The organism is Methanobacterium sp. (assembly GCF_038562635.1).
Lineage (GTDB): Archaea > Methanobacteriota > Methanobacteria > Methanobacteriales > Methanobacteriaceae > Methanobacterium_D.
Genome location: NZ_JBCFBO010000002.1, coordinates 53,634 through 78,929 on the forward strand (window position 1 = coordinate 53,634; position 25,296 = coordinate 78,929).

At 32.8% G+C, this 25,296-nt stretch carries 25 protein-coding genes; 13 read left to right on the top strand and 12 right to left on the bottom strand.

Annotated elements, in window-relative coordinates; all coding sequences use genetic code 11:
- The 3 genes from AAGU07_RS12350 (at position 1) to AAGU07_RS12360 (ending at position 3,515) form a co-directional block, all read left to right on the top strand.
- Entirely contained in the window at positions 1–231 is a 231-nt protein-coding gene (locus tag AAGU07_RS12350) for a hypothetical protein (protein WP_342459419.1), read from the top strand.
- A gap of 258 nt (positions 232–489) precedes the next feature.
- Positions 490–798, top strand: a complete 309-nt coding sequence (locus tag AAGU07_RS12355; RefSeq protein ID WP_342459420.1) for a hypothetical protein — start codon at positions 490–492, stop codon at positions 796–798.
- A 194-nt stretch (positions 799–992) separates the two neighbouring features.
- Positions 993–3,515 (top strand): DUF5814 domain-containing protein, encoded by a 2,523-nt coding sequence (locus AAGU07_RS12360; protein ID WP_342459421.1) that lies wholly within the window; start codon positions 993–995, stop codon positions 3,513–3,515.
- 143 nt (positions 3,516–3,658) lie between these two features.
- Here AAGU07_RS12360 and arfB read toward each other — a convergent pair whose 3' ends face one another.
- Together arfB and AAGU07_RS12370 are read right to left on the bottom strand one after the other, a co-directional pair.
- Positions 3,659–4,351 carry a 2-amino-5-formylamino-6-ribosylaminopyrimidin-4(3H)-one 5'-monophosphate deformylase gene (gene arfB, locus AAGU07_RS12365; protein ID WP_342459845.1) on the bottom strand — a complete coding sequence of 231 codons (693 nt, stop codon included), beginning with the start codon at positions 4,349–4,351 and terminating at the stop codon, positions 3,659–3,661.
- Between the two features lie 43 nt (positions 4,352–4,394).
- A complete protein-coding gene (locus AAGU07_RS12370; RefSeq protein WP_342459422.1) occupies positions 4,395–4,871 on the bottom strand; it encodes an RNA-binding protein in 477 nt (158 codons plus the stop codon).
- A 575-nt stretch (positions 4,872–5,446) separates the two neighbouring features.
- On the opposite strand from AAGU07_RS12370, the gene AAGU07_RS12375 reads away from it, so the two are divergent.
- The 5 genes from AAGU07_RS12375 (at position 5,447) to AAGU07_RS12395 (ending at position 9,748) form a co-directional block, all read left to right on the top strand.
- Positions 5,447–5,689 carry an LSm family protein gene (locus AAGU07_RS12375; RefSeq protein WP_048080615.1) on the top strand — a complete coding sequence of 81 codons (243 nt, stop codon included), beginning with the start codon at positions 5,447–5,449 and terminating at the stop codon, positions 5,687–5,689.
- 91 nt (positions 5,690–5,780) lie between these two features.
- Positions 5,781–5,963: a 50S ribosomal protein L37e gene (locus AAGU07_RS12380; RefSeq protein ID WP_048080616.1), complete on the top strand. Its 183-nt coding sequence runs from the start codon at positions 5,781–5,783 to the stop codon at positions 5,961–5,963.
- Positions 5,964–6,833 (top strand): toprim domain-containing protein, encoded by an 870-nt coding sequence (locus tag AAGU07_RS12385; RefSeq protein WP_342459423.1) that lies wholly within the window; start codon positions 5,964–5,966, stop codon positions 6,831–6,833. It abuts the gene before it with no gap.
- 94 nt (positions 6,834–6,927) lie between these two features.
- Positions 6,928–8,334 (top strand): amidophosphoribosyltransferase, encoded by a 1,407-nt coding sequence (purF, locus tag AAGU07_RS12390; protein ID WP_342459424.1) that lies wholly within the window; start codon positions 6,928–6,930, stop codon positions 8,332–8,334.
- A 226-nt stretch (positions 8,335–8,560) separates the two neighbouring features.
- Positions 8,561–9,748 (top strand): U32 family peptidase, encoded by a 1,188-nt coding sequence (locus tag AAGU07_RS12395; protein WP_342459846.1) that lies wholly within the window; start codon positions 8,561–8,563, stop codon positions 9,746–9,748.
- A gap of 202 nt (positions 9,749–9,950) precedes the next feature.
- Here AAGU07_RS12395 and AAGU07_RS12400 read toward each other — a convergent pair whose 3' ends face one another.
- The 10 genes from AAGU07_RS12400 to hypE all read right to left on the bottom strand — a co-directional run bounded on the left by AAGU07_RS12400 (position 9,951) and on the right by hypE (position 20,287).
- Complete coding sequence (locus AAGU07_RS12400) at positions 9,951–11,363, bottom strand: MATE family efflux transporter (RefSeq protein WP_342459425.1); 1,413 nt, start codon at positions 11,361–11,363, stop codon at positions 9,951–9,953.
- Positions 11,364–11,736: 373 nt separating this feature from the next.
- Positions 11,737–13,206, bottom strand: coding sequence for an MDR family MFS transporter (locus AAGU07_RS12405; protein WP_342459426.1), 1,470 nt, complete (start codon positions 13,204–13,206; stop codon positions 11,737–11,739).
- 5 nt (positions 13,207–13,211) lie between these two features.
- Entirely contained in the window at positions 13,212–13,667 is a 456-nt protein-coding gene (locus AAGU07_RS12410) for a MarR family transcriptional regulator (protein ID WP_342459427.1), read from the bottom strand.
- 20 nt (positions 13,668–13,687) lie between these two features.
- Entirely contained in the window at positions 13,688–14,485 is a 798-nt protein-coding gene (locus AAGU07_RS12415) for an MBL fold metallo-hydrolase (RefSeq protein ID WP_342459428.1), read from the bottom strand.
- 406 nt (positions 14,486–14,891) lie between these two features.
- Positions 14,892–15,458 carry an EMC3/TMCO1 family protein gene (locus tag AAGU07_RS12420; RefSeq protein ID WP_342459429.1) on the bottom strand — a complete coding sequence of 189 codons (567 nt, stop codon included), beginning with the start codon at positions 15,456–15,458 and terminating at the stop codon, positions 14,892–14,894.
- A gap of 508 nt (positions 15,459–15,966) precedes the next feature.
- Positions 15,967–17,154, bottom strand: a complete 1,188-nt coding sequence (locus AAGU07_RS12425) for a histidine kinase dimerization/phosphoacceptor domain -containing protein (protein ID WP_342459430.1) — start codon at positions 17,152–17,154, stop codon at positions 15,967–15,969.
- A gap of 11 nt (positions 17,155–17,165) precedes the next feature.
- A complete protein-coding gene (locus AAGU07_RS12430; protein WP_342459431.1) occupies positions 17,166–17,609 on the bottom strand; it encodes a response regulator in 444 nt (147 codons plus the stop codon).
- Between the two features lie 31 nt (positions 17,610–17,640).
- Positions 17,641–18,576, bottom strand: coding sequence for an ATP-binding protein (locus AAGU07_RS12435; RefSeq protein ID WP_342459432.1), 936 nt, complete (start codon positions 18,574–18,576; stop codon positions 17,641–17,643).
- Positions 18,577–18,764: 188 nt separating this feature from the next.
- Positions 18,765–19,166 (bottom strand): RDD family protein, encoded by a 402-nt coding sequence (locus AAGU07_RS12440; RefSeq protein WP_342459433.1) that lies wholly within the window; start codon positions 19,164–19,166, stop codon positions 18,765–18,767.
- 110 nt (positions 19,167–19,276) lie between these two features.
- Entirely contained in the window at positions 19,277–20,287 is a 1,011-nt protein-coding gene (gene hypE, locus AAGU07_RS12445) for a hydrogenase expression/formation protein HypE (protein ID WP_069584612.1), read from the bottom strand.
- A 686-nt stretch (positions 20,288–20,973) separates the two neighbouring features.
- On the opposite strand from hypE, the gene AAGU07_RS12450 reads away from it, so the two are divergent.
- The 5 genes from AAGU07_RS12450 to AAGU07_RS12470 all read left to right on the top strand — a co-directional run bounded on the left by AAGU07_RS12450 (position 20,974) and on the right by AAGU07_RS12470 (position 25,242).
- Positions 20,974–21,354, top strand: a complete 381-nt coding sequence (locus AAGU07_RS12450; protein WP_069584610.1) for a 30S ribosomal protein S8e — start codon at positions 20,974–20,976, stop codon at positions 21,352–21,354.
- A gap of 258 nt (positions 21,355–21,612) precedes the next feature.
- The gene (locus AAGU07_RS12455; RefSeq protein WP_342459434.1) at positions 21,613–22,260 is read left to right on the top strand and encodes a DNA polymerase domain-containing protein; all 648 of its coding nucleotides are present in this window, start codon (positions 21,613–21,615) and stop codon (positions 22,258–22,260) included.
- A 199-nt stretch (positions 22,261–22,459) separates the two neighbouring features.
- Positions 22,460–23,140, top strand: a complete 681-nt coding sequence (locus AAGU07_RS12460; RefSeq protein ID WP_342459435.1) for a TIGR02253 family HAD-type hydrolase — start codon at positions 22,460–22,462, stop codon at positions 23,138–23,140.
- 116 nt (positions 23,141–23,256) lie between these two features.
- Positions 23,257–24,804 (top strand): ATP-binding protein, encoded by a 1,548-nt coding sequence (locus AAGU07_RS12465; protein WP_342459436.1) that lies wholly within the window; start codon positions 23,257–23,259, stop codon positions 24,802–24,804.
- Between the two features lie 165 nt (positions 24,805–24,969).
- Positions 24,970–25,242 (top strand): SemiSWEET family transporter, encoded by a 273-nt coding sequence (locus AAGU07_RS12470; RefSeq protein ID WP_342459437.1) that lies wholly within the window; start codon positions 24,970–24,972, stop codon positions 25,240–25,242.
- Positions 25,243–25,296: the final 54 nt, after the last annotated feature.

Here is a 25,296-nt window from a genome sequence, read left to right on the forward strand (position 1 = left end):
TTGTTTTACTTACAGCAGGTTTTTGGCTACGGCTACCTTTTAGGTAAACTGTTTAAGACATCTAAAAAAGACAGCATTCCATTTTTATATTCAAGCAGTATGAGAGATGGAATCACCCCATTAAGTGTTGCAATTACATATTTTTCTTCCAGTTCAACTATTGCATCTACAGTACTGTTAATCGTGATGCCCTTTTTAGTTACAGGGGTTTACTACATTCTACGTAAATAATATATTAAATCTTAAATAATTCATATTTGCTAGCATAACACTGCTCTTTAATATAAAAGTATAATTCGTACACATGATCATCAGACATGAGCGTAAATTAGATTAGTACTCTCCTGTAAATCGAATTTATTAAATTCAACTTTTTGATACAAATTTCAATTTAATTCGCCACGTTTAGATTAATTAGATAGTTTTATAAATCTCAAAATAAATTTAATATTAACAGTGAAAAAATATTCCAGTAAATGAGGAGTTTCTATGAATCCAAGAAAAGCAGGGAAGCTTTTTATAGTTTTAATGATATCTTTAATTGCATTCGGGTTTGGATCATGTGCAAACGCGTTAAATTCAGGTAATGACGTCACATCAGGCATATTACCTTCTATGATTGCTTCAAATACTAATGAACAAATCTCAACTATAGGTGATCCTTCCTTTGAACCAGTTCATCTCATGAAACAATATTACAATATCACTAATTCCACCAATTCAACTCCAGTAAATAATACCAGTAATTCAACCAATTCAACTAAAAATTCAACTAAAAATAACACATGGTGGGATTAATTAAGCTGTAGATAGGATTTGTTTTAAATGCAGTTATAATCTGTTAACATCATCCAATGAGTTACAGACCTTATTTAAATATTTTGATGCTAAATATACATTTTTAGAATTCACAGAATTTATAAATAATAAAGACCTATCTTTTTATGATCCCATTATTATAAGAATTCTATTTTTTTAATTGGTAGATAATCATGATAATTTTACGGCGTAATAAAAAAATTGTGGAGTTATTTCCCATTGGAAGCTCAAAAGGAGCATTAAATTCAAGGAGAAAACCTCTTTTTTATGGATATTTAAGGCTTAAACGAACCAATAACCAGATACGGCCTTACAAATTTATAGTGAAAAAAGGAGATAAAGAGTCCCTCTTTCCTCCAAGTGAAGCTATGAAAATTTTAAAAAAGCAGAACGTTTATTTAATCGATGGAGACGAAGAAATAGAAGAAATGTTAGATTCTCTTAACATTGACTTTAAAAAAACACTTATCTGCAGGCACTGTACGCTGGAGGGATACATAACTGTCATAAATAGAAATTCTGCTTATTTATCTAATAAAGAGTACATATGTAAATTATGTGCTGAAGAAGAGATTAAACGTGAAATAAAGTATAAAGGCCTTAGTTTAAGCACATTCAATAATTTTAAGAGAATGTTGGATGAAACTGGTGATCTTGATAAAGTTTTAAGCATTTTTGATCCTAAATTCAACCCTGTGAAGAATCCAAACCTAACTTTATTTGATAAAATTGTAGTTGGTAAGGATGACTCCCCTAAAATGGAAATAGATAAAATACAAATCCCCAATGAATTTAAAAAGATATTAAAACTCCATGGTAAATACTTACTACCTGTACAATCTCTGGCTTTACAAAATGGACTTCTTAAAGGGGAAAATCTGCTTGTTGTATCAGCAACTGCAAGTGGAAAGACTTTAATTGGTGAAATTGCAGGCGTGCCAAACGCAATGAAAGGTAAAAAATTCATTTTTTTAACACCGCTCGTAGCACTTGCAAACCAAAAATACGGAGATTTCAAGAAAAAATACGGGAAATTAGGACTAAAAGTCGCTATAAAAGTAGGTATGAGCAGAATAAAAGCAAAAGAAGAGCTCAAACTTCCAGATGATGATGTAAAAAATGCAGATATTGTTGTCGGTACCTACGAAGGGCTTGATTTTCTACTGCGATCTGGAAAATCAGGAGATTTTGGAGAACTTGGTACCGTTGTAATTGACGAAATACACATGCTTGATGATAAAGAGCGCGGCCCTAGGCTAAATGGACTTATAAAAAGATTAAAATCCCTATTTAAAGATATACAGATTATTGGGCTTTCTGCGACAGTTCAAAATCCTCAAGAGATTGCAAAGGAATTCTTGATGAAGCTTGTTGAATACGACAGGCGCCCTGTTCCTTTAGAAAGACACCTAATATTTGCAAAGTCAGAATATGAAAAAACAGATATAATGACCAAACTTGCAAGAGCCGAATATAAAAATGTCTCTAAAAAAGGATTCCATGGGCAAACCATCATATTTACAAATTCAAGGAGAAAAACACATTCCATTGCAGATTATCTGACAAAAAGAAATATTAAAGCAGCCGCATATCATGCAGGGCTTTCATATTCAAAAAAGAGCAAGATAGAAAAAGATTTTGCAAATCAAAAGATTTCAACTGTTGTAACAACCGCCGCACTTGCTGCAGGTGTGGATTTTCCCGCTTCACAGGTTATATTTGAAGCACTCTTAATGGGAAACAAATGGTTATCCAACAATGAGTTTTCCCAGATGCTTGGAAGGGCAGGAAGGCCAACTTATCACGATATTGGAAAGGTATACCTGATACCAGAAGTGGGAAGAAAATACGGGGAAGAAACAGAAGATATGCAGGCTGTAAGCTTGCTTGAAAGTGATGTAGATCCTATACATGTAGAGTACGATGAGGATGATGTATTAGAACAATGCTTAGCAGACATATGCTCTGGAAGAGTACATACCTTTGAGGAACTTCAAAATGCCTACAAAAATTCTGATCTCCCATTAGGTATAGAAGAATCGTACGATGTTATACATGATGCAGGCCTGGTAAAAGAAAAAGACAGTAAATTATCTTCAACAAATTATGGAAAAGCAGTTTCTGTATCTTTCATGGATTTAAAAGCTGCAGAGTACATAAGAAAAAGCATAAATTCTAAAAATCATGATAAAAAGAAGAAAAAACGTATAGATCCTTTAGAAATTGCAGTAAAACTTGATCCTTTTGAAAATGCCTACATGTCAAACAGGTTAAACAGAAGATTAAGTAAAGCGCTCAATATCAACTTATCTGCAAGATTATTCGCTGATTCCACGCTGGACATACTTTCTTCTGGAGAAACATTATCAAAACTTGAACCCAGCCTTCAAGACGCTCTGATAAACATGCAAATTGAATTCATGTCCTGCAAATGTCAGGACAGACCGTTCTGCAACTGTTTTCAGGAAGAACTCTCCAGGCGAATTTTAAAACAGAGAATGATCCATAAAGACCCTGTTGATATCAGTAAAAAGCTCTTAAAGAAATATCAAATACATTCATACGCAGGGGATATATTTTCATGGCTTGATTCAGTGATAAGAACACTGGAAGCCATAAGAAGAATTGCAAATGCGTTTAAAAATCATAAAGTAGCAAATGAGTGTTCAAGGCTTATAAAAACTATTGAAAATTAATTTTCAGTAAGTTTAATTCTTTTAAAGTACATCTAAACTCCATATCTATAATGCTGTGAAAAATCCGGGATTTTTCATTACTACAATTTAACATAATTGTAGTTTGCAAAGGACCAGGACTGAGCTATCTTAAAATAAGTTAATCAATTTACCAGTTTTTTAATATCTTTTATTATATCTTCAACAGCAATATCAAGCAGCTGTTTACCTAACTCCACATCTATGCATACCCCTTCTTTTTCAACAGCTCTTGCACCCTCGTTTATCCCTTCATTAATATTTCTTGCCTCTTCAAGACCAACCATGCCTACTTCAGGATATTCTTTGAAATCACAGTGCCCTGATAATTTGGATTCATCTACAATCTTTAAAATGCTTCCCATTGAAAGTTCACCTGTTCCTGCATGTGGACCTTCAATTTCCACTATTTTATTATTAAAAACTATTTTAAGTTTTAACTCTTTTTCGATCTCTTCTATATGATCAATTAATGGAATATTGCCTCCATGTCCATTAACCAGAACAACTTTTTTGATATTCAAGTATTTTTTTGCACTTTCAAGTACCAGAAACAGTTGATCTTCTGCTAATTTTTGGGCATCTATGTGGATACCATGTTTAACGTATTCGTATTCTGTTGCTGCATGCAGTATCCCTAAGAATTTTGCACCGCTTATTAAAGATGCTTGAAGGGCAAGATATGCTGCAATTTTAGAATCAGTATCTATGGGAAGTGCAGCACCATGATTTTCAAGGTGAGACCCAACTGCAAGAACTCCAATCTCATGTACCTCTGGAGATATAACGTTCCCTGACGAGTATCTAAGTTCCATAATTACTCACTTTTAAAGTTGCATAACCATTTATGATCTAAATAATTTATATGACCAGATTCCACAATTTGTCGCCGATATAATGGATCGCACTTACCGCTTTTCCTTCATTTTGTTCCACCATTTCCTGGCCAGAAATAAGTGCTTTTCCTATTGCAAGAGGTTTCCTATGTGTTTCCTCAATTATAATAACAAAATCTCCTTCAGTTATATCTGGATCAGCGCCAACAATGCCTGGACTCATTACATCTGCACCCTTTGCAACGAATTTAACAGCACCCATATCCACTACAACATATTTTTTAGTTATTTCAAGTTCCAGCGCTCCCTTAATTGTTGGAACAGGAATATCATCAATCATCATAATTAACGGCTTGCCGTCAACCAGTATCACATCATAAAGGTCACTTTCAAGAATTTCAACTTTACTCTTTGGAGAAATTAATGCGGAAAAATCTCCCAGTTCCTTTCTTACTTTCTTTAATTTCTTTTTTTGAAGATAGTATCTTTTCCGGATTTTCAATTTTTAACACCTGATTAAAACTATTTATATCTTGATTTAACATTATTTAAATTGTAATGTTTAATTTTTAAACCGAAATGATTTAAATTCTTTAATTTTTAGAATTATCTTATCTTAGACAATATAATCTAATATATTCTAAAAAATATTTTAAGTGGATTTACAATAACCTTAAAGTTAATAAGTTAGTTATCTTTAAATTTAATCTAAACATTATAATATTAACGGTGATCAAATTCATCATGTGATTATATAATCCAGTATCTATTTTTAAAATACCATAATTTAAAATTATATGAAATTTAGATTCTGGCATGTGTAACTTCATTAAAATAGTATTCTATTTAAGACTTAAATATAATTAAATACCAAAAAATACATACTAACCATCACTACCATTCCATTTAATGGATATATGGTTTGTTTTAAAAAGATCTATTTCAAAAAATATTGAAGTAAAATGATGGATATTTTGTTGACTTATGACCAAAATCCATGTTATACTTTAAATTTGATGAAGGATACATTTAAATATAAATCACACCAACAATGAAGTTATAGGAAAGGTGATAATTGTGAGTGTACAAAAGAATGTGAATGTTTCAAGACCACTTGACGCGTTAGGTAAATCATTAAACTCCCAAGTATTAATCAAGCTTAAAGGCGGAAGAGAATTTAGAGGAGTTTTAAAAAGTTTTGACATGCACATGAACTTAGTATTAAATGATGCTGAAGAATTAGAAAACGGGGAATCATCCCGAAGATTAGGCGTCGTGCTTATAAGAGGAGACAATATAGTTTATATATCTCCAGGATAAATCTAAAATTTAGATAACAAACTACTTTTGATATCTAATTTTAAAAATCGAATTTTGATACAATATTAACATAATTAAGGAGGATTAATAAATGAAGGGAACGCCATCATTTGGTAAGCGTAACAAAAAGACCCACATAAGATGTAGAAGATGTGGTAAAAATTCCTATCATGCAAGGAAAAAATACTGTGCAGCATGTGGTTTCGGCAGATCCAGCAAAATCAGAAGCTACAACTGGCAGAATAAAAAAATTACAGGATATAGGTTGAAATAGATGGATATTAAAAATCCGATTGATGTACGGATAATTGTAGAAGGTGCATCAGATGTGGAAAGCGTATCTAAAGCTATGAAAAATATAGCTTTAGGGGCTGAATACCACATTACCATATCCTCTATAATTCCTACAACAAGCTCCGTGATAGCAAAAAAAGCTGTAAAAGGAGCAGATATTGTTTTAATTGCAACTGATGTTGATGCCCCAGGACGAGAACTTGCAGAAAAGTTCCAAAAGATCCTGAAAGATGACGTGGGACATATAGAACGGATGAAACTTCCGTTTGGTCATGACGTCGAGTATATGGATCCTTACCTTATACAAACTGAGATTAAAAATGCTATAATAAGGTCAGGATTAATTTCTATAGCTAATATTAAATTATTTAGAGAATTACAGGATAAATTAAAAGAATATGAAAAAACTATTAAAGATTTATCCACAAAAAATAAAGATTTAGAAGCATTGAATAGTGAACTTTCCACTGAAAATCAAAATCTGCAGGATACAGATACTAAATTAAATGAAGAACTGGAAAGTTTAGAAGATAAATACAACTCACTGCAAATTGAATTTAATTCAATGAAGCATGAGTACAGCGAAGTTCAAAATAAAGAATTATTTGAAGCATTCTCTATTGACGAGTTATGGAAAGAAGTTTTTGATGAAAAGTTAGAAAATAAAGAACAGATTTATTTTATAAGTAATGAATTTAAGCCAGAAAATGTAATAGTCGGCCAGGACCGAATTGTTGCATTATCTAAGAAAGATGCTGTTGAATGGCTTAAAATAATCAGAGTAGTCCTAATTTTTTATGATTCTAAAATCGAAGAACTAAAAGAAGAGTTTGACAAAGGAAAGATTTAATTTGAAGTGTCTAAAAAAAAGATATGTTAAATCAAACCCTAATAAATTTATTTTCACTTAAAGAATTATCTAGAGAAAATCAGGAGAATTAAAATTGCGAGATAAATGCGGTATTGTAGGGGCTTATTCTCACAAAAAATCAAATAATATCTCAAGACCTATCTATTATGGTCTTTATGCATTACAACATAGAGGACAAGAATCTGCAGGTATATCAGTGCACAATGGGAAAAAAATGAGCACATATAGAGGCATGGGGCTTGTCTGTGATGTATTTAACAATGGAAATATTGAAGGACTTGAAGGTTATGTCGGAATAGGACATGTGAGATATTCAACTACAGGTAAATCAAGAATAGAAAATTCACAACCTTTTTTCAGCGAGTTTGATATGGGAACCATTGCAGTTGCCCATAATGGAGATATCATCAATTCAATGGAACTGAGAAAGGAATTAGAAGAGCAGGGCTACGAATTTAAATCCACCACTGATTCTGAAGTTTTATGCCACCTGCTTATTAAAAAATATCACAAAACTGGAGACATAATAAAAGCTGTTCAAGAAGTTTCTAAACGTTTGATAGGCTCTTATTCACTGGTTATATTATTTAACAATGATCTGATTGTTGTAAGAGATCCAATTGGAATTAAACCTCTTTCACTAGGAAAAGTCGACGATACAACTCTCGTTGCATCCGAAACAGTTGCCTTTGATGTGGTAGGAGGAGAGTACATCCGTGCGGTAAAACCAGGAGAAATACTGCTTATAAATGATGAAATAAAAAGTTTCAAAATGCCAAAAACCGAGTCATGCAAACAAGCGCACTGCATGTTTGAATATGTTTACTTTGCACGTCCAGACAGCATACTTGATGATAAATATGTCTATGATGTAAGGTTAAAAATTGGAAAAGCACTTGCAAAGGAATTTCCTGCAGAAGCAGATGTTGTAATGCCCGTGCCGGACTCAGCAATAACTGCAGCTATAGGCTATTCTAGAGAATCTGGATTACCTTATGGTGAAGGGCTTATAAAAAACCGTTATATAGGCAGAACTTTTATTATGCCAACTCAAGAAGAACGTGAAACTTCCGTAAGGTTAAAAATGAACCCTGTTAAAACAGAACTGGAAGGTAAAAAAATAGTTCTTATAGACGACAGTATTGTAAGAGGTACAACATCTAAAGCTCTGGTTAACATATTACGGGAAGCAGGAGTTAAAGAAATTCATTTAAGAGTAGGATGTCCACCTATAATTTCACCATGTTATTATGGAATTGCAATGGCAACCAAAAGGGAATTAATAGCATCTGATAAAGAAGTAGAGGAAATAAGAAAAACTTTAGGCGTAGATTCTCTTGGTTATTTAAGTGTAGATGCACTGGTTGACTGTATAGGTATAAAAAGAGATCAGCTCTGCCTTGGATGCCTTACATGTGAATATCCAACAAAATTACCGGATAATATTGAAGAATATGAAGCAAGGCGCTGTACCTGCTGAATTTATAATTTTTAATATTTTAACTTCTTTTTACATTTTATTTTTTCAATTTCAACTAAAATTATAAAACATTTTACATGTTAAAATCTAAAAAGAATGTGCAATATAAAAATTTTAACATTTTTAAATCCAAATCTCAATACTTGATGATATTCTATTATATATAAAAATAAATACAACTTTCTTATTTAAAAAAAGGATTAATAAACTAACATCGGTGATGAAAATAGTAGAACTACTTTCACCTGCACGAGATTTCCCGGCATTGAATGCAGCAATTTCAAACGGTGCAGACTCTGTTTATGTAGGCATTGAAGGATGCAACATGAGGGCAAATGTTAAAAATTTTACAATTCACGACCTCAAAGAAGCAGTAGAAATATGTCACAATGCAGATAAAAAGATATACCTCTGCACAAACACCATAATGAAAAATAAGGACATATACTCTTTAAAAAAAATTATCCCTACTATTTACCATTATGAAGTAGACGCATTAATTATTTCTGACCTTGGTGCGCTTAACATTGCCCGGGAAAATGATATTGAAGCGCACATGAGCATACAGGCCAATGTTTCTAATTTTGAATCACTGAATTTACTTGAAGAGCTTGGAGTTAAACGTGTTGTCCTCTCAAGAGAGTTATCACTTGAGGAAATTAGGGAAATTAAAGAAAACACTAATCTGGAGATAGAAACGTTTATACACGGGGCTATGTGCGTTGCGGTTTCTGGAAGATGTTTTTTAAGCTCGCATCTTTACGGCAAAAGCGCAAACTGCGGAGAATGCTTACAGCCATGTAGAAAAGAATGGAAACTTACATCTGAAGATGGAGATGAGTTTAAACTTCTTCAAAATGAAAATGAAAGCCATATCTTAAGTCCCAAAGACCTCTGCACTATAGAACATATACCCGAGCTTATTGAAGCAGGAATTGATGCATTTAAAATAGAAGGAAGGGCAAGGCCTGCAGATTATGTTGCAACAGTTACCAAAGCTTATCGAGAAGCTATCACCAGCTATGAAAGTGGTTCATGGAAATTTGATGAAAACTGGATTGAAGAACTTAAAAAAGTGTTTAACAGAGGCTTCGATACTGGATTTTACTTTAAAACTCCTTACAAAACCAGCCAGTATAATGAATCTACACATGTTAAAAAAGACATCGGTTCAGTTGTCAATTATTACAAAAACGTCTCTGCAGCTGAAATCAGACTATGGGATGATTTGAAGGTTGGAGATGAAATTATAATAGAAGGAAAAACAACAGGGTCTTTAATTCAAAAGGTTGAATCAATGCAGATTGATGGTAAAGATATAACCGAGGTTCAGAAAGGTCAAAATGTAGGTATAAAAATTGATGACAAAGTAAGGCCTAATGATCTGGTTTATAAAAGGATCAAAAGGCAGTAATTTTGAAAATTAAATACTTCAAAAGTGATTTTATATATTCATTTTATCATAAATCATTTTAACTCCAAGCTTATTTTACTATACACTTTTAAATAAACATGAGCTTTATTTAACACTTATTTTAAAAATAAATAAAAAAGAGTATCTGATTACAAATAACTTTTGTTAGATGTCCATCAAATCTGTTTAATTTACAGTATCTTTAATCAGGACTTTCAACGCTTCGCAGCCTGCGGATGTAAGTACGCGCCCATACGTATGCAACTATACCTCCGAGAATATCCCCTGCAACAATTCCCCACCATACTCCATATTCTCCTAAACCAAAGAATATCGCGAATATGTATGCAAATATTGCAATAAAAACCAAGTTTCTGAGCAATGTCAGCATGAGGGATGTCATTCCCTTACCTACGCCCTGGAATGTTGAGCTGGACATCACTCCCGGCGGCATGAAGATGTAGAAGAAACACATCACCTGAAGGAATGCTGCAATTGTAGGTGCCAGAGAAGCACTTTGAGGAGTATATGCAAATATCATGGCAATATAAGGAGCGAATACAAATGTTAGGACACTTGTAGCTGCCGCTATAATAAGCCCCACCTTTATGGAGTACTTATGGGCTATGGAAATGTTTTCATACTTTCTGGCCCCGTATGAAACACCTGCAACTGTAATTACAGATGTCCCCACAGCAATTATAGGCATCGTAGCCATCATCACAACTCTCCAGCCTGCAGAATAAACTGCAACTGCATCTGTTCCTGCAACTACAACCAGCAAACCGTTTACTATACCTGCTAAAATCGACATTATAAGAAACTCAGCACTTGCAGGTAGACCAACGCCTAAAATACTTTTGGCGACTATTTTATCCGGCATAAAATCTTTAATTGAAAAGGAAACATAAGTATCCTTTTTTACAAAGAACCAGTAAAGCAGGACAACAGCTACAAATCCCATGGATATAACTGTACCCCATGCCGCTCCGGAAATACCCAAGCCTGCCCAGTAAATAAGTATAGGGTCCAGGATCATGTTCATAACTGATGATATTATCATCGCGTACATTGTTCTTTTGGCATCGCCCTCTGCACGAAGTACTCCATAGCCTACACCTGTAAAGAGCATTAAAATAGTTCCTGCAAATGTGACCTGTCCAAACTGGACTGCAAGATCTATTGTATTTCCCGCGCCAAGAAGCATGAGTATAGGTTTAAGGAATACGGTAAGCAGCACAGTTAGAATAATTGAAATACCTACTGTAATGAACAAAGAATGCAGTGTAGCATTGTTTGCGCATTTTTTGTTATCCGCCCCTATATAACGTGCTATTGCAGATGCTGCGCCGGCACCAAGACCGTTACTGAGACCAACAAGTACCAGATACAATGGTGTTACAAATCCAACCGCGGCTAGAGCATTTCCCCCCAGACCCGCAACCCAAATTGCGTTGACCAGGTTGTAAAAGGTCATTAGAAGCATTGAAATGATCATAGGACCCGAAAGTTTGATTATTGCCTTTCTTGGGTCTCCAGTTATCAGATTAACTCCTTTTGTCTTATCATCTCCAAGTGGAGAATTTAATGTTGATTGTGATTCATCTGTTTGCATTTATAATTTCACCAAAATTTACTTATTATTACTAAATACAAAAAAATTGAGACTTATAATGGAAAAGTACGTCAATATAAGCTTAATTTAATTTTTTTGCCTGTTTTTTCGTTTATTTTAATTTTTATTTTAATTTTTTACGTATATACGTTAAATTACTAGGTATATAACTTTTTTGAATTAAATTTAAATTAAAAATTCTTATTTTAAAAATCTAATCCCTAACAACCATTATTACATAACCCCAAATATGGGTAGTGCACAGGGCATCAAGTTAAAATAAAGGAAATAGATTCCCACTAACTTAATAAATACTGAAAAAATATTTTCAGAGGTTAGATCTAATTTAAAACATTTAAGCGAAATAAATTATTTATTTCGCTTCATCAACTGCATTACCTGGAATTTCTTGAGCTGAAGATTCATGGTTTAAAGATGCTTCTTTAAGGAAGAATGCAATGGCCAAACCTGCAAATGCAAGTGCTATCGATGCTAAGAAAACGTTCTGTATAGAAAGTGCAAGAGCCTCTTTTTGACTCAGATTTACCATAGATGGACTTGCCAGAGTTGCATTTACTATATATCCAAACACCGGAATTGCCACTGTTGACCCAACGTTCCTGAAAAACTGCATGGAAGCCGTTACAATTCCTATTTCCCTTAAACTGAAAGAATTCTGAACACTTATTGTAAATACTGTGTACATCATTCCAGAACCTAAACCAAGAATTGTGGAATATGCAAGCAGTGCGTATGGGGAGGAATTTACATTCAATGTAGAAAGCAGTATGATTCCAATTCCAGTGATTACAAACTCTGCAATAGCGAGTTTTTTGTATTTTCCAGTCCTCGAAATGATTTGTCCAGCAATATTAGATGCTATTGTAAGACTTATTAGCATGGGTATCATTAAAAACCCTGCATTTGTGGCACTCATCCCCAAAATATTCTGCGCAAATAAAGGGACATAAATTATTCCTGCAAATATAAGTGCACTTGCCAAAAAGTTTTCTACCGATGAAACAGTGAATATTGAATTACTAAACAGGTTAAGGGGTAAGATAGGTTCCACTGCCCTTTTTTCAGCCCAAACAAATAACACAAACATCACTACTGAAAAAATCAAAAACCCGACTATTTCCTGCATAGGATACACATTTAAATCTCTTGCAAGTGTTAATGCCAGGAAAAGCCCACTTAAAGCCAAAGTAAATGTTATAATCCCTGAATAATCAATTACTTTTTTTACACCGTCTAATTTAAAGTTAGGAAGAGAATACATAAGTATGCTTACAGCAGCTATTCCAACTGGAACATTTACAAAAAATATCCATCTCCATCCAACAGCGTCTGTAATTACTCCACCAAGTATCGGCCCTAAAACACTTGAAATTCCAAATACAGAGGCAAGTATTCCCATGTATTTACCCCTTTCTTTTGGGCTGAAAATTTCCCCAACCAGAATAAATGGGAGGGACAATAATATTCCGCCACCAATTCCTTGAAGGCCTCTAAACAGGATCAATTCAAATATATTGGTAGAAAAACCACATAACATAGAGGTTATGACAAACAAAATAATTCCAAATATTATAATTAACTTTCTGCCGTAAATATCTGATAATTTACCAAAAAGGATTATTGCAATGGTTGATGTTAACATGTAAGATGTAAATGGCCATACATAGTATTCCATTCCCTGTAAGTTGCTAATAACTCGAGGCATTGCTGTACTGATTATAGAATTATCCAGAGCAGCTACAAGGAGTCCCACCATCAAACCTGCCATGATCATGATTATTTTATTTTTACTAAGGTTGTAATGAGTTTTATAATGATTCATAAATATCACTTATTATCCATTTTTAGGAGCAATCTCTTTATATTTTCCAAAGAGCCATTAAGAACTTCAATTTCTGTTTCAGTTAAATTCAAAATATTTTCTTTGATATTTTTCTCTACAGCTTTACGTCCTTCAATCAAAAAGTTCTTACCTTCTTCAGTTATTTCAATTTTAACTATTCTCCTATCCTCTTTACTTCGTGATCTTTTGACATTTCCATCTTTGACCATTCTATCAATTAAAGAAGTCATATTAGGTTTAGATATAAAAAGCATTTTGCCCATTTCAGATATTGGCAATGAACCAACATGAATTAAAATTCCAAGTACTTGATAATATCCGGTGGGTTTACTGTATTTTGAATGCTTTTCATGATTAATTGATGTTTTTATTTTTCTGTAAAACAGAGGATAATAAATTAAGATATTATCCACCATTTTTTCAAATTCTTTTTCTTGCATATTTTCCACTTGAATCTGATTTATAAATGATTTTCATCGTAAATAATGCTTGTTTCATTGAATCTGCACACAAGTCCCTCTCCGAAAAATGTTTGTTCTGATTTTCCACTCAATTTACCTTCCAGAATTTCAGAAACACCATCTATTAATTCATTTAAAATCGTTTTATCAATGGGAGTTTTGCCGTGTCCAGGTAATATTTTATTATACTCTTCCTCAAATGAACATACATGCACAATGCTGTCAAAATATGTACTTAACAGAAGAGACGTATCAAGATGCATCAAAACTGGCGCAGTTTGTACAGAATCACCTGAAAACAGCAGTTCATTTTCCCCGTCCAGTAAACAAATACTGCCAGGAGTATGTCCCGGCACTGCTATAACCTTCAGGTCCCTTTTACCCAACTCAAACACATCTCCCTCTTTAATTGTTGAAACATTGCCTAATTCTGCGTTGATCCATTTCTCCTTAGAGAAATCTGCAGGATGTTGGTCTTTAAAACGGTTCTCAAAAAGTTGACTGCGTGTTTGCTTATTATAAAATGCATTTAACATGCCTTTATCTTCATTTGAAATAGAGAGATCACTAAACTGGAATGCACCACACACATGATCCGGATGTCCATGGGTAATTACAACTTTTACAGGCAGTGATGTGATTGATTGAACCAGTTCTGCTAAATTGCCAATCCCCCAGCAGGTATCAATTAAAAGAGCTTTTTTTTCACCTTCAACTAAATAACATGCCACCTGTGTTTTGTCATGAATGGCCCATGTTTTGTCTGCAACCTTTTTCACTTTAAACCAATCTTCCATGTTTTTTCTCCATTTAGTTAATTTTTATAATAGTTATATTTTTAGAACTATTATAATAATATAATTATTATGTATTTAAATGCTTCGAAATTCTAGGACTTTTAAAAAGCTGTCAAACTGGAAACCTACTAAAGTTTCAGTTTAATAAAAGTCCAAAAATCATAGCTTTTTGACAGGTTTTTTAAGATTTATATCCCTAAAAAGCAGGGTTTGATGACTTTTAAAAAGTTACAAATTTTTCAGATACAGTATTTTAAACTTAGAAAACAGAGAAATTCATTTAAAACAAGAAATTTATACAAATAGCAAGTTAAACGTACTAAAAATTCATTTTGAAAAGAAAAAGAAGATAATTTCCTCTTATTTAAAATTAACAGGAAATATTTAGTTTAATAAAAATTTTTTATTACATAGCACCTGCATTTTTAACTCCCAGGAATTTCCTGAATATCTGGGAAAGCGCAAATGAACACAGGAAGTACCAACCAAACCATGAAACTGCAAGTGGTCCAAGTGGTACATGGACATAGCTTAGTGGAATTGCATGCCATAGTGGAACTAAAAGCACATAATAAGCAAATGAAGGTAAGTTAACCGCAACCTGGTTCAATAACGGTGATTGAAACATCCAGTAATATATAATAAGTATTGGAACCCATGTCACTATCATTGGTTTAAAAGACATGAACATCATCTCTTTTTGAAGACCCATGAACTCCATCTGCTTTTTTTGCATTTTCGCCAGCGCTTCTGGATCATTTGAATTTCTTGCCGCCACCATCTCCTGATTAAATTCTTTCATTTCTTTTTGGAGAAATGCAAGCCTGTCCTGATTTACGAGAAGCTTGGTTGCAACAGTGGTTATTAATGCAACCACAGCAGCTATTAAAAATATAGTCAATATCGGACCAAATGTATTAACAATTGGATTAAATACTGGATTTAATGCGTTAAAAACTGATTCAAATACCATCTAATTTCCTCTTTGTTTTAAGTTAGTCTATATAAAATTCTAAAGTTTATTTTTAAATTTAAATTCTAATAATGCATTACTTTTCAAAAATAGAATACATTTTATAGTTATTACTGTTAATTCGTCATATTTATACAGTTTAGTAAATAAACTATTTTACAAGTCTTCCAACAATCTGAAAAATATTCATGTAACTAATTAAATGTTATAGTATATAAATTCAATGAACTTCATACACTCATTTTTAGTCCGTTCATGCACATGGATTAATGTTAAATTGTAATCTTTATGAGGTATCTTAACATTAGTTCAAGATATTCACATGAAATATTACATTACCTGCACAACTCCCGATATAAACATTATAAAAAATAAAATGGTTTATGAAGTATATTAACATACAGTTCGAGATATTCACATGAAAATATTACATGCAACTCATGGGATATAAACATTGTAAAAATAAAACGATTTTTTAATATATAAATGTAAAAATTTTCTAAGGGACCTAAAATTTATTATTATACTCAACTTCTTTAAAAACAATTTTAAACAATGTCCCATTATTTCTTTCAAGCTCCACTGTACCTCTTAATTGACTTGTTAAACTAATTACAAGTTGCATACCTAACGAATCTGTATGACGGAAGTCTAAATTATCTGGAAAACCTATACCATTATCATAAACAGACATGGTGTAAATTTCATTTTCCTTAGTGATATTTACAGCTATTTTATCTCTTTTATCAAATGATTGGCTGTCAACACGAGTTCTACTTGCCAGAAATCCATGTTTTATTGAATTTGTTACCAGTTCATTGACAATAAGTCCACATGGAATTGCTGTATTAATATCTAATAAAACATCACGGATATTTATATCCGGCTCGATATTATCAACACCGTACGAATGGAACAGGTCCATTACTAAACTTTTTACATAGTCCCCAAAGTCAATCCTTGCTAGATCTTCTGATTGGTACAGTTTTTCGTGTATTATAGCCATAGATTTCACACGGTTCTGGCTTTCCTTATAAATATCAAGCATTTCTTCATCATTAATATAACGAGATTGGAGATTTAAAAGGCTGCTTATTATCTGTAAATTATTTTTAACCCTGTGGTGAATTTCTTTTAAAAGTATTTCCTTCTCTTCAAGAGATTTTTTAAGCTTATTTTCTATTCGTTCACGTTCATCCATTTCTGCACGTAACTCATCATTAACTCGAGATAATGCTTTTGTTCTTTCTAAAACTTGCTGCTCTAGCTCAAAGTGCGCCTTTTTCAGTGCTTTCTGTGCTTTTTCACGCTCAATTTTTTCATGACACTCCTTTAATGCCCTCTGCATGGCAGGTACTAATTTAGAAAGGTTATTTTTGAATATATAATCTGTAGCACCTTCTTTAAGCGCATTTACTGCAAACTCTTCACCTATTTTACCACTTACAAATAAAAAAGGAGTATATGGACATTCTGAATTTGCAATTTTTAAGGCCGAAAGACCGTCGAACTTAGGAAGAGAATGATCAGCCAGGATCAAATCAGGTTTTAGCACCTCAAGTTCACTTATAAAACTTTCTTTAGTTTCCACTCGCCTTGATAAAAATTTTACTCCTTCACGACGCAGTTCATACTCTATTAATTCTGCATCAAAGGCAACGTCCTCCAGGATCAGGATTTTAAGTTCTTCTTTCATGTTACTCTCTCTTATTCGGGTGGATTATTAAGTAACATCCAGTACAATCCAAGTGTTGAAACCGCTTCTGTAAATGCATCAAATTCAACGGGTTTACTAACGTAACTATTTACTCCAAGTTCATAACTTTCTACTATATCCCTATCTTCTTTAGAAGAAGTAAGGACAACTACAGGGATCATTTTAGTTCTTTCATCGGCTTTAATAGCCTGAAGGACTTCTAAACCATCTACTTTAGGCATTCTCAAATCAAGTAATATCAATCTTGGAAGTCCTTTTTCTATATCCCTTTCAGAATATTCGCCTTTGCCAAATATAAAATCCAACGCTTCAGCACCATCTTTAGCCCACACTAACTTATTGGCAAGATTATTTCTTTTTAATGCTCTAATTGTGAGCTCAGCATCCGTTTCGTTATCCTCTACAAGAAGAATTTCAACTTCATTTAAATTCATTTAATATCTCCTTAACCAATTTAACTTTAAATTATTCCATTTTAGCAGGCAGCGTGAAATAGATGGTTGCTCCATTATCGATTTCTCCTTCTCCCCAGACATGTCCTCCATGTCTCCTGATAATGCGCTGAACAATAGAAAGTCCTACACCAGTACCTTCAAATTCATCAACGCCGTGCAATCTCTGGAACAGGCCAAAAAGTTTATTTACATATTTCATATCAAAGCCAGCCCCGTTATCTCTAACATAATAAATGTTTTCATCTTTTCCTTTTTTTGCACCCACTTCAATAACCGCTTTTTCCCTAATTCTTGTAAACTTAATAGAGTTAGAAATAAGATTAGTAAAAACCTGAATAATTAGCGTCCTATCACCATAAGCCTGTGGAAGAGACTTAAGTTCTAATTGAACATCTCTATCTCCCATCGAAGATTTCAATTCTTCGAATATATTTTCTACAAGTGATTCCATGTCTATAGGAGCTATTCTCATTTCTTGGCGACCTGCACGGGATAAAAGAAGAATATCATCAATCAATTGGCCCATTTTCTGGGTATTTTCCCTGACAACATTTAAAAGTCTTTTGCCCTCATCATCAAGTTTGTCCTCATAGTCCTCAATTACAATACGAGAAAAACCATCTATTGCTCTAAGAGGAACTCTTAAATCATGTGAAACAGAATATGCAAACGCTTCTAATTCTTTATTAGCATCTTCAAGTTTTTCACTTTCTTTTTTTAAATTTTCATTCATTTCATTGAGAATTTTAACTTTCTCAATTCGTTCCCCTAAAAACGCGATTACAATAGCTATAAACATGATCATAACCAGTTGATAATAACTATCAGAAAATGAAGCTCCAAAACTCTGGTAAAAAAGCTGAATAAATATTAGTATAGCTGCTAAAAATATCGGTGCAAACCATGTCCTTTTTCTTCTCCATATGGATTTTGAAATAACTGGCATTGTATCTCCCTTATTTAATATAACTTCAAAAAAAGTATATTCCATTACGTATTATTAAATATATGCCTTGATAAGCAAAAAAAGATAAAAAGTAAGCAAGTAATACAAAAAAATAAATTTTTCAGCATTTATGAAAAATTATAAATCCAATTTCTATTAGCAACTACTAAAAAGCCATTTTTAACCCATTATACTTTCAATTTAACATCAGTACCTGCTACTTCATCTAAATATCTTAACTTTGAGTTTCCAGCTATATAATCTACTATAATATCCAAAATTAATGGAATTCCCAAAATTTTAGATATATTTCTTATAAAAGCTTTCCGGTAATTCATTTCACCATCATCTACAACAACTTCAATTTTCATCAAACTTTTACCTGGAGTTGTACCTAATTTTCCTTCAAAGTATGTGAAATAAACCATAACAATCACTGCAGTTACAATAAGCCAGTAATTCAAAATTCCAAATGCATTTGTTACAGCAAGTAAAGGATATACAATACCACTAAAGACCCACGTAATAAGTATTACAATTAAAAAATCTATTATTAAAGCTGCAAAACGTTTGCCCCATAAATCCTGCATTCTGTTACCCCTCTTATCTTATAATATTAATCCATCTATTCTTAAGCTATAAATAATTTCCTCAAAAATCTGAGCACTAAAATAAGATTCAAATTTAAAAAAAAATAAGTTTAGCAGACCCTTGGTACAGGATCAGCTATTGGGGCTTCAAGAATTCTTTTTCCACCAAGTGAAGTCTCAATAATTACATGCTTATCATCTGTAACTTCACCAATAATCTGGGCATCTTTACCATATTTGGTACTTCTTATAGCTTCAAGAATTTCTTCAGCTTTATCAGCTTCAACACCCATTACTACCTTACCTTCATTTGCAACTTCATAAGGGTCAATTCCAAGCATCTCAGATGCTGCTATAACCTGTTCTTTAACTGGAATTTTATCCTCATAAACCATCATTCCAACACCAGATTTGGATGCAAGTTCATTTAAAGCATTTGCAATTCCTCCTCTTGTTGGATCTTTCATTGCATTTACTCCACCAATTTCCAAAGCTTTTTCAATCATTTCCCAAACTGGTGCAACATCTGACTTTAAATCAGTTTCAAATCCAAACCCTTCACGGTAAGACATGAGCGCAATACCATGATCTCCAACACTTCCAGTTAATATAATTTTATTTCCAACTTCAAGGGAAGCATCACTTGTAACTTCACCTTTTTTAGCTATTCCAATCCCTGTTGTAGAAATAACTATTTTATCAAGTTTATCTTTCTCCATGACCTTTGTATCTCCAGTTACAAGTGCCACATCCGCTTCAGTACAGGCTTCACCCATTGACTTTATGATTTTTTCGAATTCTTCACTTGTAAATCCTTCACTTATGACCATTGCATTTGCAATTGCAAGAGGTTTTGCCCCCATTACAGATACATCATTTACAGTTCCTGTAATTGATAATTTTCCAATATCTCCTCCGGGGAAAAAGATTGGATCAACAGTGTGGCTGTCTGTACTGATCACAATTTCATACTCGCCAAAGGGAATTGTAGCGCCATCATCAAGCTCTCCAAGTCCTATTCCGCCATTGACATTTTTGTTTTTAATGTTACTCAGTATAATATCTGATATTAGGCTCTGCATTATTTCTCCGCCAGCGCCGTGTGCCATGCTAATTTTCATAAGTTCACCCTTTGTTTTTGTTTATTATGTATTCCTGTTTAAGCTTAATCTTAAATTAAGTCCTTTTTAGGATTTTAATGAACAAATTAAAATCCATTACTAATAAATAGCATACTAAAATATATATGGCTTGTTATTATTCTACTGTTAAAGAATTATTTTTTTACTTATTGTGAGTTGAACTTTCAATATATTAAATATATTTCATGGATATGTTCTAATGTTTTAAGTGATTTAATTGTACAAAAAAATGAATCATTTATTTTTTTTTTAATGATAAACACATAAAATGAAATAAAAATACTCTTGTTAGTCTAATTTACGAATTCATAAGAAGTTATCCTATAGATTTTCTGCAGAGTTCCTGTATTTGAACTGGACTATTTTTCAAAAGATACATGATTTCCATTAACCATTTATAACATAAAACATAACTATTTTAATCAACAAAATCCTATTTACTATTTAAAGATGTATAGAAACATATTTAAATACATTCAGAGAAATATCTTGAAGTAGTTAATTTAAGGGATAGCTATAAATAAAGCGTCCTAGAATTAATATAATATACAACTATTCTAAAATAGTGCTTTTTTGAGAATGAAATATTCTTTAAACTGAATAAATTCTATTTAAATATATTCTCAAGTAACAAAATCAACCATAATTAATAAGAGGTGAATATAATGGCAATTTGGCAAGGAAAATCATTAAGAACTCCAAGTGGAGCACGTGGTAAGCTTAACAAAAACAAAAGGAAATCTGAGCTTGGAAAAGAAGCAGCAGAAACTAAAATAGGAGACAGAAAAGTCAAAAAAATCAGAAGCAAAGGTGGAAACGAAAAAATCAGGCTCACAAACGAAAATAAAATCAACGTAGTGAACCCTGAAACAAACAAAGTAGAAGTTGCAGAAATTTTAAACGTTGTTGAAAACAGCGCAAACACTCACTTTGTACGTAGGAACATTATAACAAAAGGTGCAGTAATTGAAACCAGTGCAGGAAAAGTCAAAGTGACATCAAGACCTGGTCAGCACGGTGTTATAAACGGCGTATTAATTGAATAATTCAATTAATACAACCTATTTACACTCTAAAATCAAAGCAAATAAAAATCGATGATTTTTGTTCGTCAAAATTGAAAATTTTGACAGATTTTTGGTGTTTCGAAGCGTAGCTTCGTAACCGTGAAAAACAGAGCCTTCAAAAACCGTAGGTTTTTGCATGCGTCAAAATCATAGTTTTTGACAGTTTTTCACATGCTGTTAAAAATGATGCCCCAAATGCTGCGCATTTGAGGGTTCTAACAAATTTTGGTGTATCTATTGAACGAAGAAATTTTAGATAATGCTCAAAAGTTCCTTCAATCTGTAAACAAGGATTTACCAGAAGGAATGGAACTTGAATATGAAGGATTTTTCAAAAGAGGCTTTTTTGTCACAAAAAAAAGATACGCTCTTATTGAAGAAGACAATACCATAATTGTAAAAGGTTTAGAACTTGTAAGAAGAGACTGGGCACCAATAACCAAAAAAACCCAGCAAAAAGTTCTCGGTGCTATTCTAGAGGAAGCATCACCTAAAAAAGCAGCGGAAATCATTAAAAATGTCATTGAAGACATTAAAAAAGGAAATGTTGAATTAGAAGATTTAGTTATCCATACACAGCTTACTAAAGGCCCCTATGAATATACTCAAATGGCACCTCATGTTTTAGCCGCACGAAAATCTATAAAAAAAGGAAGAGACGTTGGAAGAGGTTCCATTATAAGATATGTTGTAGTAAAGGGGAGGGAACCTATAAGCAAACGAGCTGAACCCATAGAAGATGTGGATGTTTCAAAATACGATCCTACTTATTATATAGAAAATCAGGTGCTTCCAGCCGTTGGAAGAATAATAGAAGCACTTGGATATTCCGAAGAAGAAATACTGCACAAACAGAAGCAAAGCAGTCTCGACGCGTTTTTCTAAGTTTATTTTTAATAAAAAGTCATAAATCCTTTTTAAATTTAAAAATTATATATTTTAATATATTTTAATATATTTTAAGAGAATTTAATGAATATAAATAAATTTAAAAGTTTAAAATTAAATTTATTTCATTTTTCCTTAAGTATATATTAGTCCTAATTACAATTAATATTCATTGTAGTTATGCAGGTGTTTAATAATGATAAAAGCAGTTTTTTTTGATATTGATGATACTTTATATGATACCTCTGGTTTTGCAAAGCTTGCAAGGAGGGCTGCACTTAACGTAATGGTAGATGCAGGTTTACCTCTTTCAACTGACGAAGCATATAAGATTTTAAGGGAAATTATTGATGAATACGGCTCAAACTATGATAAGCATTTCAATGTATTAACAAAAAGAATTTTTGGAGAAGAAAAACCACTTCTTATTGCACTTGGAATGATTACTTATCACAACGTTAAATTTGCACTTTTAAGGTTGTTTCCACAGACAACAGCCACTTTAATTTATCTGAAGAAGCAAGGTTATGATTTAGGAGTAATATCAAATGGAATTACCATCAAACAGTGGGAAAAATTGATAAGACTTGACTTGCATCACTTTTTTGATCATGTCATAACCTCTGAAGAAGCAGGTGCAGAAAAGCCGGATAAACATATTTTTGAATGTGCACTTGAAAAAATGGGATGTGATGCTGAAAAATGTGTTATGATTGGTAACAAGTTCAGTGAAGACATATTAGGTGCTGTAAATATTGGAATGTCTGCAATACTTGTTAACTCTGAACTAAAAGAGTCTGAAAAGGAATATATTAAAGAAAAGGGTATAAAAATAGATGTAATATCTCATATAGGCGAACTTAAAGATATCCTCTAATTATTAAAAATCGGGAAAATAAGAACGCGCTAAAATGCACATTAAATACCTTAAAAGTTTATAAAATAGTGACAATAATATACAAGTAATTTTTCAGTTATTTTCAAGGTGATTCAATGAATTATTATCATGATGATTTAATGGAACAGATATTTGAGGTTCTTAAACAACCAAAATGTATTGAAGACCTTAAACTCTCAGAAGGCTTTGTTAAAAATTTAATTTTAAAGATCATATCAAGTTATGGAACTATTAAAACCAGCAGAATGAATGAAATAACCGGAATTCACTGGGACATTTTGGAAAAAAATCTCAGAAATCTAGAAGAAGATGGATTCTGTGCACCTACAGGTGGAGGGTTCCTGTTTTCAAGTGTTGAATACACTGTGACAAAAAAAGGACATGAAAAAGCCAGAAGGGCACTAGAGGAAAACCCATACATCGGCATGGCACCTGTTTCATACGATGATTATTACAGTATGATGGAAGCTCAATTAAAAGGGCGCCACCCCATAATAATACCTGAAGAAGTCATTGAAGAAACTTTTGCAGATGTTGTAGGTGTAGAACACGCTAAAAGAGTACTGTTAGAATCCTGTACTATTGGTAAAGGTATTTTTGTCTACGGACCTCCAGGAACAGGGAAAACATTTACAGTAAGTAAAATGTCAGACCTTCTCCCCCCACTCGTGGTTCCAAAGTTCATAGAATTTGGCGGGGCAGTAGTCCAATTTTACGATCCAGATTTCCATAAAGCAACTCCCGAACAGCCAGAAGATCCAAGATGGGTTAAAATTCGCGCGCCATTCGTACTTACTGGGGCTGAACTTAGCTTAAACAAACTTGAAACTAACTACAACCCAGATAAAGGAGTCTATGAAACTTCACCGATAATAAAAGCAAACGGAGGAGTACTTTTAATAGACGACCTTGGAAGACAGCGCGATGACCATGAACTCATTTTAAACAGGCTTATCGTGCCTATGGAAAATAAAAAAGATGTTATTTATGTAAGGGGAGTTCCAGTAGTTGTACACAGTCATTTTATACCTGCTTTTTCCACTAACCTGGATATAAGTATAATGGATGAAGCTCACTTAAGAAGGGCCCCTCTACATATTTTACTTTCAAATCCCCCTCTTGATGAGTTAGCCAAGGTTTTCAGGAAGAATATAGATGATTTAGAAGAAACATGCAGTGAAGAAGCCGTAGAAAGGTTTTTAAAAGTTTATACTCCTATTTCTGAAGGTGGAGAAGGCTTAATGCCAAGTTTCGCTCATGCAAGAGATTTAGCTCAAATTGCACAGTCAGTCCGTATAAACAGAAAAAAAGAGAGTATAGATTTAGATATTATGGAAGAAACACTCGGAAAACATATTCTTATCTATCTTCAAAGAATAAATATAGATGTTGCAAATATTGAGAAAAAAGTGCGGTCATATCGTGTGAAAACAAATGATTTAGAAGCTGCAGCTAATGCCCTTGCTGACTATGGTGCATATACAATATCACAGGAAGCAGATGCTCTCCTTTTGGATGTAGAAGAAACTATAACACCAGTACAACTTGCAGATTATCTGCAAAATAAAAATATTAATGTAGAAAGGGTTGATTTAATTACAGAGTCTGTAAGAGAACTGAGAAAAGCGCTTTTACAAAGCTAAACCTTTCCTCATTTTTTTGGAGATCAAAACTTATTTTTATTAATTTAAACTTATTTTCAATTGATCAAATCGGCTTCTATTAGATTATGCTTTTTAAGTATTTAATATAAATACCCCCTCTTAAAGCTTAAATTAAAAATAACTAAAAAATAAGAGTTTAAAGAAATGGACATAGAAACAATAGGACTAATTGCAAGCATTACAACCATAATAATGTTTATAAGCCCAGTTGACCAGATTAGAGATATTATAAAAGATAAAACATCTCATGGAGTTTCTCCAATCATATATGGGATGATGATAATAAATGGCATATTCTGGGTCACCTACGGTTTTGGAATAAACAATTCATTTATCATAGTTCCAAATGCAGTAGGTGCTGTTCTAGGAGCTGCAACACTATTTATAATATATAAATACCGATCTCATAAAGAATAGTGAATTTACTCTACAATTAGTACTTGAAAAGTTGTTTTATGTTTATTATTAATT

What these genes read in the sequence shown, in the direction of transcription:
- AAGU07_RS12415 (WP_342459428.1), bottom strand. Translation starts at nt 14,485, where the DNA reads ATGGAAGATTGGTTTAAAGTGAAAAAGGTTGCAGACAAAACATGGGCC.
- AAGU07_RS12430 (WP_342459431.1), bottom strand. Translation starts at nt 17,609, where the DNA reads ATGAATTTAAATGAAGTTGAAATTCTTCTTGTAGAGGATAACGAAACG.
- AAGU07_RS12380 (WP_048080616.1), top strand. Translation starts at nt 5,781, where the DNA reads ATGAAGGGAACGCCATCATTTGGTAAGCGTAACAAAAAGACCCACATA.
- AAGU07_RS12385 (WP_342459423.1), top strand. Translation starts at nt 5,964, where the DNA reads ATGGATATTAAAAATCCGATTGATGTACGGATAATTGTAGAAGGTGCA.
- AAGU07_RS12420 (WP_342459429.1), bottom strand. Translation starts at nt 15,458, where the DNA reads ATGGTATTTGAATCAGTTTTTAACGCATTAAATCCAGTATTTAATCCA.
- AAGU07_RS12435 (WP_342459432.1), bottom strand. Translation starts at nt 18,576, where the DNA reads ATGCCAGTTATTTCAAAATCCATATGGAGAAGAAAAAGGACATGGTTT.
- AAGU07_RS12440 (WP_342459433.1), bottom strand. Translation starts at nt 19,166, where the DNA reads ATGCAGGATTTATGGGGCAAACGTTTTGCAGCTTTAATAATAGATTTT.
- AAGU07_RS12360 (WP_342459421.1), top strand. Translation starts at nt 993, where the DNA reads ATGATAATTTTACGGCGTAATAAAAAAATTGTGGAGTTATTTCCCATT.
- AAGU07_RS12425 (WP_342459430.1), bottom strand. Translation starts at nt 17,154, where the DNA reads ATGAAAGAAGAACTTAAAATCCTGATCCTGGAGGACGTTGCCTTTGAT.
- AAGU07_RS12450 (WP_069584610.1), top strand. Translation starts at nt 20,974, where the DNA reads ATGGCAATTTGGCAAGGAAAATCATTAAGAACTCCAAGTGGAGCACGT.
- AAGU07_RS12470 (WP_342459437.1), top strand. Translation starts at nt 24,970, where the DNA reads ATGGACATAGAAACAATAGGACTAATTGCAAGCATTACAACCATAATA.
- AAGU07_RS12465 (WP_342459436.1), top strand. Translation starts at nt 23,257, where the DNA reads ATGAATTATTATCATGATGATTTAATGGAACAGATATTTGAGGTTCTT.
- hypE (WP_069584612.1), bottom strand. Translation starts at nt 20,287, where the DNA reads ATGAAAATTAGCATGGCACACGGCGCTGGCGGAGAAATAATGCAGAGC.
- AAGU07_RS12400 (WP_342459425.1), bottom strand. Translation starts at nt 11,363, where the DNA reads ATGCAAACAGATGAATCACAATCAACATTAAATTCTCCACTTGGAGAT.
- AAGU07_RS12460 (WP_342459435.1), top strand. Translation starts at nt 22,460, where the DNA reads ATGATAAAAGCAGTTTTTTTTGATATTGATGATACTTTATATGATACC.
- AAGU07_RS12405 (WP_342459426.1), bottom strand. Translation starts at nt 13,206, where the DNA reads ATGAATCATTATAAAACTCATTACAACCTTAGTAAAAATAAAATAATC.
- AAGU07_RS12355 (WP_342459420.1), top strand. Translation starts at nt 490, where the DNA reads ATGAATCCAAGAAAAGCAGGGAAGCTTTTTATAGTTTTAATGATATCT.
- AAGU07_RS12410 (WP_342459427.1), bottom strand. Translation starts at nt 13,667, where the DNA reads ATGCAAGAAAAAGAATTTGAAAAAATGGTGGATAATATCTTAATTTAT.